Raw genomic sequence first — 5,461 nt, 5'->3', positions numbered from 1 at the left:
CGACTGGCGCCAGCTCGTCCACACCTTGTCCCTGCAGGCGGTGGACATTCCGCTCGCCGACCCGCACTTCTGGACGCTCTCCGGCTCGGTGCGCGTGGCCCAGACCTGCCGCGACTGGGGCCTGACCTGGGGCTCGCACTCGAACAACCACTTCGATGTCTCGCTGGCCATGTTCACCCACGTCGCCGCGGCGGCGCCAGGCAAGGTGACGGCGATCGACACGCACTGGATCTGGCAGGACGGGCAGCGCCTCACGCGCGAGCCGCTGCAGATCCGCGGCGGCCGCATCGCCGTCCCCGACCGGCCCGGCCTCGGCATCGAGCTCGACGCGGCCGAGGTCGAGCGGGCGCACGGGCTCTACCTCGAGCACGGCCTCGGCGCGCGCGACGACGCCGACGCCATGCAGGCCCTGATCCCGAACTGGCGCTTCGACCCGAAGCGGCCGTGCCTGGTACGCTGAGCTCAACACGACGAACGAACGATTGACCGAGGCATCGGCGAATGAAGCATCTGCGCGGCTGGGGCTTGCTGCTCGCGATTTGCGTGCCACTCCTCATCCTGTTCAGCTGGAACCGATTGGGCAAGGAGAGCTCGCGCATCAACATCGATCGATTCGGCGAGTGGTCGTCGGTCAACTTCGGGATGCACCGGATGAATTTCGTCCGCGCGGCGTGATGATTGATCGACGAGACGACGAGACCCCACCATGACCCCCACCGGACCCTATCGCCCGTTCCCGAACACCTTCCGCCAGCGCCTGCGCGCCGGCGAGACGCTGATCGGCTGCTGGTGCTCGCTGGCCAACCCGATCACGGCCGAGATCCTCGGCGTGGCCGGCTTCGACTGGCTGCTCCTCGACGGCGAGCACTCGCCCAACGACGTCACCACCTTCATCCCGCAGCTGATGGCCTTGAAGGACAGCGTCAGCGCGCCCGTGGTGCGGCCCTCGTGGAACAACCCGGTCGAGATGAAGCGCCTGCTCGACGCCGGCTTCTATAACTTCCTCGTCCCCTTCATCGAGACGGCCGAGGAGGCGCGCCGCGCCGTGGCGGCGACGCGCTACCCGCCGGCCGGCATCCGCGGCGTCTCGGTCTCGCAGCGACGCAACCGCTTCGGCACCGTGCCCAACTACTTCGATGGAATCAACGAGCAGATCGCGGTGATGGTGCAGATCGAGAGCCGCAAGGGCCTCGCCGCCGCCGCCGAGATCGCCGCTGTCGAGGGCGTCGACGGCATCTTCATCGGCCCGGCCGACATGTCGGCCGCGGTTGGCCACCTCGGCGACGCGACGCACCCGGATTCGCAGGCGGCCATCGCCGGCGTGTTCGACGCGGCGAAGAAGGCGGGCAAGCCGATCGGCATCCTGGCGCCGGTCGAGGCCGACGCGCGCCGCTACATGCAGATGGGCGCGACCTTCGTCGCCGTCGGCAGCGACCTGGGCGTGTTCAGGGGCGGCACGCAGGCGCTGCGCGACCGGTTCATGGCCGGTGTGAAAGCCGCCCGCTGATTTCCTTCGGGAAGAGCCGGCGGGCAGCGCTTCAGTGGCCGCTCGGGAAGAGCTCCAGCACCTCGTCCCCATTGGCATCGAGCGTTCCCGTCGACGTCCAGCCCAGGTGCCGGTAGAAGCCGTGCGAGCGGCTGCGCGGATCGGGCGAGCAACCCAGGAACAGCCGGTCGTGTCCGGCGGCGGCGAGGCGCTCGACGACCTGGCCGAGCAGGCGGCGGCCGTTGCCGTTCCCCTCGTGCTCGGGCAGGAGCGCCAGCACCACGACTTCGCCGGTGCCCACGTCGCCGAAGCAGTAGCCGACGATGGCTTCGCCCTCGGTGCAGACCCAGCCGGGCAGCCGGCCCGACCTCACGTCCTCCGCCCACGACTCCGCCGTGATGCCGATCGCCGCCAGGCGTTCGACCGGGATCGCGTTCTCGCGCGTCCTTCCGCGCAGGACGAGACACGCCGGGATGTCGCCGGGCGTGGCCGGCCGCAACGCCGGCGGGCGGCCGGACCCCCTCGAAGACGCGTCGAGATTCGCGCCGGCCATCGCGCTCAGCGCAGCAGCACGTCGAGCCAGGCGCGTTGCGCCGGCGTGAGCGCATCGAGCGGGGTCAGCATCGCACCGGCGAGGGCCGAACGGATGGCCGGCTCCGGCGCGACCGGCGCTTGCTCCAGCAGGTGCGCGAGCAGGGCGTGCACCTTGGCCAGGCTGCTGCCGTACAGCGCGAAGATCCTGTCGACGCTGACGTGGCGGGCCGGATCGTCCATCCAGCAGTCGTAGTCGGTGACGATGCCGATCGTCGCGTACGCCATCTGCGCCTCGCGGGCGAGGAAGGCTTCCGGCACGTTGGTCATGCCGACCAGGTGGCAGCCGGCCTGGCGCAGCAGATGGCTCTCGGCGCGCGTGCCCAGGCGCGGCCCTTCGACGCAGGCATACGTCAGGCCGCGGTGCAGCGTGATCCCGAGCGCCTGCGCCGAGGCAGCCGCGGCGTCGACCAGTGCCGCGCTCACGGGGGTGGCCGTCGAGACGTGCGCCGCCACGCCGGCGCCGAAGAAGGTGCCGGCCCGGCCGCCACGGGTCCAGTCGACGTACTGCTCGGGCATGGCCAGGTCGCCGGGGGCGACTTCCTCGGCCAGGCTGCCCACCGCCGAGACGCCGAGGACGAGGGTCGCACCGGCGCGCTTGAGCGCGAAGATGTTGGCGCGGTAGTTCACCTCGTGCGGCAGCAGGCGGTGGCCGGCGCCGTGGCGGGCCAGGAACAGCACCGGCGCGGCGCCGACGCGGCCGTGCAGCACCGGCCCCGACGGCCTGCCGAACGGCGTGTCGCCCTCGATCCGTTCCGTCGTCTCCAGGGCGGCGAGGTCGTACAGGCCGGTGCCACCGATGATCGCGAGCATGGTTCAGTCCTCCCCGGTCATTTCACCACCGCGGCCGCGAAGCCGCGGACGAAGGCGCGGTCGATCCGGTCCTTCCATTGCCAGAGCAAGCGCCCTTCGAGCGATCCGCGTCCCCACGACGCGATGGCGCGCCCGTCGGCGGTCGACAGGAGCGCCAGGTATCTGCGCTGCGGCACGTAGGGCACCGGCGGGCCGGCGCCGAGCGCGGCGCGCAGGTTGCGCGACAGGGCCGGGCCCATGCGCACCGCGAAGACGCCGGCCTTGGGCAGCGGCGACGCCCACTCGGCGCAATCGCCCACGGCGTGGACCTGAGGATGAGAGCACGAGCGCATGTGCGCGTCGATGCGGATGAAGCCGCGCTCGCTCAGCGCGAGGCCGCAGTTGGGCTGCCACGCGTGTGCTTCGGCGCCGGTGGCCCAGAGCACGAGATCGTTGGCGCTGGCCATCGACGCGTCGGCGCTGCGCCCGGTCTGCACGGCGACGCCGGCCCGCGCCAGCGCAGCGTGGGCCGAGCGGGCCGCCGCCGGTGCGAGTCCAGGCAGTAGCGTGGCGCTCGCCGTCGCCAGCGCAGCCTGCACCGGTCGGCCGCCGCGCAGCTCACGCAGCCGCTTCAGCACGGCCAGCAGCGACTCGACGCCGGCAGCGCCGCCGCCGACCGCGGTGACCACGCAAGGAGCGTCGGCGCCGGCGAACCGCGGGTCGCCGAGCACGGCGTCCCAGGCCGCACGCAACTCGCCCAGCGGCCGCATCGACAGGACGCGAGCCCGGCCGCCGAGCAGCTCGGGCGGCGGCGTCAGCGTGGAGCCGACGTTGAGCGACAGCACGTCGTAGCCGAGCGTGCCGCCGCCGCGCAGCCGGACCTGGCGGCGCTCCGGGTCGAGGCCGGTCATCTCGTCGAGGAGGAATGCCGCCCCGGCAGCGGCAGCCAGGGCCGCGAAGTCGATGCCGATCTCGTCGAAGCAATAGCTGCCCGCCAGCCAGCCCGGCACCATGCCGGAGTACGGCGACACGGCGTGCGGCGAGACGACCGTCACCTCGCAGCCGGGCAGCGGCCGCGCGATCCAGTCCTTCAGCACCTGGGCGTGGGCATGGCCGGCGCCGATCAGCAGCAGCCGCTTCAGGGCAGCCACCCGGTCGGCAGGTGCACGAGGTCGGCGGCCTCGTCGATGTCGGCGACGGCCGGCAGCTCGACGTACGTCAGGCCGGCCGCGGCCAGCCGCTCGCGCGTTTGCGCCATCACCGTCGGCGTGCTCCAGCGCATGTCGTCGAACAGGGACGGCGCCGGCCGCCGCAGGCCGATCAGGGCATAGCCGCCGTCCAGCGCCGGGATGAACACGGCGTCGGCGTCGGCCAGGGCGGCGGCTGCGCGCACGAGCATCGCCGCGTCGAGCGCCGGTGCGTCGCTGCCCATCATCACGGCGCAGCGGCTGCCCTGGAGCGCGCGCTCGAAGGCGCGGGCCATGCGGTCGCCGAGGTCGCCCTCGCCCTGGTCGGAGAGTGTCAGGCCGGCCGTGCCGGCATGGCGGGCGAAAGCCGGGTGCGCACGGTCGGGCGCGCAGCAGAGGTCGACCGGCCCCATGCCGGCGGCCACCGCCTGCGCGACGGCATGCGATAACAGCCGCTCGGCCACGGCCGCCGCCCGTTCCGCGCCGAGCACCGCGGCCAGGCGGGTCTTGGCGAGCCCCGCCACCGGTGCCTTGGCCATCACGATGAGCGTCGTCGCCGCGCTCATCGATAGGCCCGGGCCAGCTCCTCGGCCGCGGCGCCGCGCCAGTAGCGCCAGCGCAGCCGCCACATCAGGACGATCGTCCGCCAGACGCCGCGGCTTTCCCAGCGCCGGCCCGAGGTCACGACCCGCTCGCGCAGGCAGGCCGGCGCGGCGCAGGCACGCAGGCGGCGGGACAGCTCGACGTCTTCCATCAGCGGCTGGTCGGGAAAGCCGCCGACGCGCTCGAACACGTCGCGACGGACGAACATCGCCTGGTCGCCGGTGGCGATGCCCGTCAGCCGCGAGCGCGCGTTCATCATCGCGGCGACGACGGCGAGCATCGGCGAGCGGCCGTCGATGCGCACGTCGAAGCGGCCCCAGGCCGCGCCCCGGGCGACGGCGCGAAGCATGGCTTCGGCCGCCGACGGCGGCAGCCGCGTATCGGCATGCAGTAAGAGCAGCACCGGGCCGGTGGCGAGCTCGGCGCCGGCGTTCAACTGCCGGGCCCGCCCGCGCGGGCCGGCGACGGCGGCATCGGCACGCGGGACGCTGAGCGCGAGGGTGGCGTCGGCGCTGCCGCCGTCGACGACGAGCACCTCGTGGCCGTCGGCGCGCGCGCCGGCGAGGGCGTCCAGCGTGGCCGCGATGGCGGTGGCTTCGTCGAGCGCCGGCACGATGATAGAGAGCCGCGCCGGTGCGGACGCCGACGGCGGCCGCGGCGCGCTCCCGGTCACCGGGGTCGCGCCGGCCGGCGCCGTCACCCGCGCTCCCACGCGGGGTTGCGGCGCCTGCAGGCGAGCAGCCGCTCCGGCGCGTGCGGGCGCCGCCCGGCGCCGGCCCCCGACCGGCGCGCGGGGCTCCTC

At 73.7% G+C, this 5,461-nt stretch carries 8 protein-coding genes; 3 read left to right on the top strand and 5 right to left on the bottom strand.

Annotation, left to right across the window (positions count from 1 at the left end; genetic code table 11):
• The 3 genes from AC30N0_RS19555 to garL all read left to right on the top strand — a co-directional run.
• Positions 1–460: enolase C-terminal domain-like protein (locus tag AC30N0_RS19555; protein WP_489519553.1), on the top strand; the 460-nt coding region annotated here is incomplete at its 5' end.
• A 41-nt stretch (positions 461–501) separates the two neighbouring features.
• Positions 502–675, top strand: coding sequence for a hypothetical protein (locus tag AC30N0_RS19550; protein WP_489519552.1), 174 nt, complete (start codon positions 502–504; stop codon positions 673–675).
• 31 nt (positions 676–706) lie between these two features.
• Positions 707–1,507, top strand: coding sequence for a 2-dehydro-3-deoxyglucarate aldolase (garL, locus tag AC30N0_RS19545; protein WP_489519551.1), 801 nt, complete (start codon positions 707–709; stop codon positions 1,505–1,507).
• Positions 1,508–1,538: 31 nt separating this feature from the next.
• Here the strand turns inward: garL and AC30N0_RS19540 are convergent, their stop codons facing one another.
• The 5 genes from AC30N0_RS19540 to AC30N0_RS19520 form a co-directional block, all read right to left on the bottom strand.
• Positions 1,539–2,039, bottom strand: a complete 501-nt coding sequence (locus AC30N0_RS19540; protein WP_489519550.1) for a GNAT family N-acetyltransferase — start codon at positions 2,037–2,039, stop codon at positions 1,539–1,541.
• Between the two features lie 5 nt (positions 2,040–2,044).
• Positions 2,045–2,890, bottom strand: a complete 846-nt coding sequence (locus AC30N0_RS19535) for an S-methyl-5'-thioinosine phosphorylase (protein WP_489519549.1) — start codon at positions 2,888–2,890, stop codon at positions 2,045–2,047.
• Positions 2,891–2,907: 17 nt separating this feature from the next.
• The gene (locus AC30N0_RS19530) at positions 2,908–4,020 is read right to left on the bottom strand and encodes an FAD-dependent oxidoreductase (protein WP_489519548.1); all 1,113 of its coding nucleotides are present in this window, start codon (positions 4,018–4,020) and stop codon (positions 2,908–2,910) included.
• Positions 4,008–4,622, bottom strand: a complete 615-nt coding sequence (locus AC30N0_RS19525) for a TIGR04282 family arsenosugar biosynthesis glycosyltransferase (RefSeq protein ID WP_489519547.1) — start codon at positions 4,620–4,622, stop codon at positions 4,008–4,010. The genes AC30N0_RS19530 and AC30N0_RS19525 overlap by 13 nt, the downstream gene beginning before the upstream one ends.
• Positions 4,619–5,461 (bottom strand): TIGR04283 family arsenosugar biosynthesis glycosyltransferase (locus AC30N0_RS19520; protein WP_489519546.1); only part of this gene is annotated, 843 nt, incomplete at its 5' end. The genes AC30N0_RS19520 and AC30N0_RS19525, both read right to left, overlap by 4 nt.

It is taken from the genome of Rhizobacter sp., assembly GCF_031412495.1.
Lineage (GTDB): Bacteria > Pseudomonadota > Gammaproteobacteria > Burkholderiales > Burkholderiaceae_C > Schlegelella_A.
This window is presented reverse-complemented; position numbering and strand designations above follow the sequence as displayed.

Coding starts and splice junctions, on each gene's coding strand:
- AC30N0_RS19535 (WP_489519549.1), bottom strand. CDS start 2,890: ATGCTCGCGATCATCGGTGGCACCGGCCTGTACGACCTCGCCGCCCTG.
- AC30N0_RS19540 (WP_489519550.1), bottom strand. CDS start 2,039: ATGGCCGGCGCGAATCTCGACGCGTCTTCGAGGGGGTCCGGCCGCCCG.
- AC30N0_RS19525 (WP_489519547.1), bottom strand. CDS start 4,622: ATGAGCGCGGCGACGACGCTCATCGTGATGGCCAAGGCACCGGTGGCG.
- garL (WP_489519551.1), top strand. CDS start 707: ATGACCCCCACCGGACCCTATCGCCCGTTCCCGAACACCTTCCGCCAG.
- AC30N0_RS19550 (WP_489519552.1), top strand. CDS start 502: ATGAAGCATCTGCGCGGCTGGGGCTTGCTGCTCGCGATTTGCGTGCCA.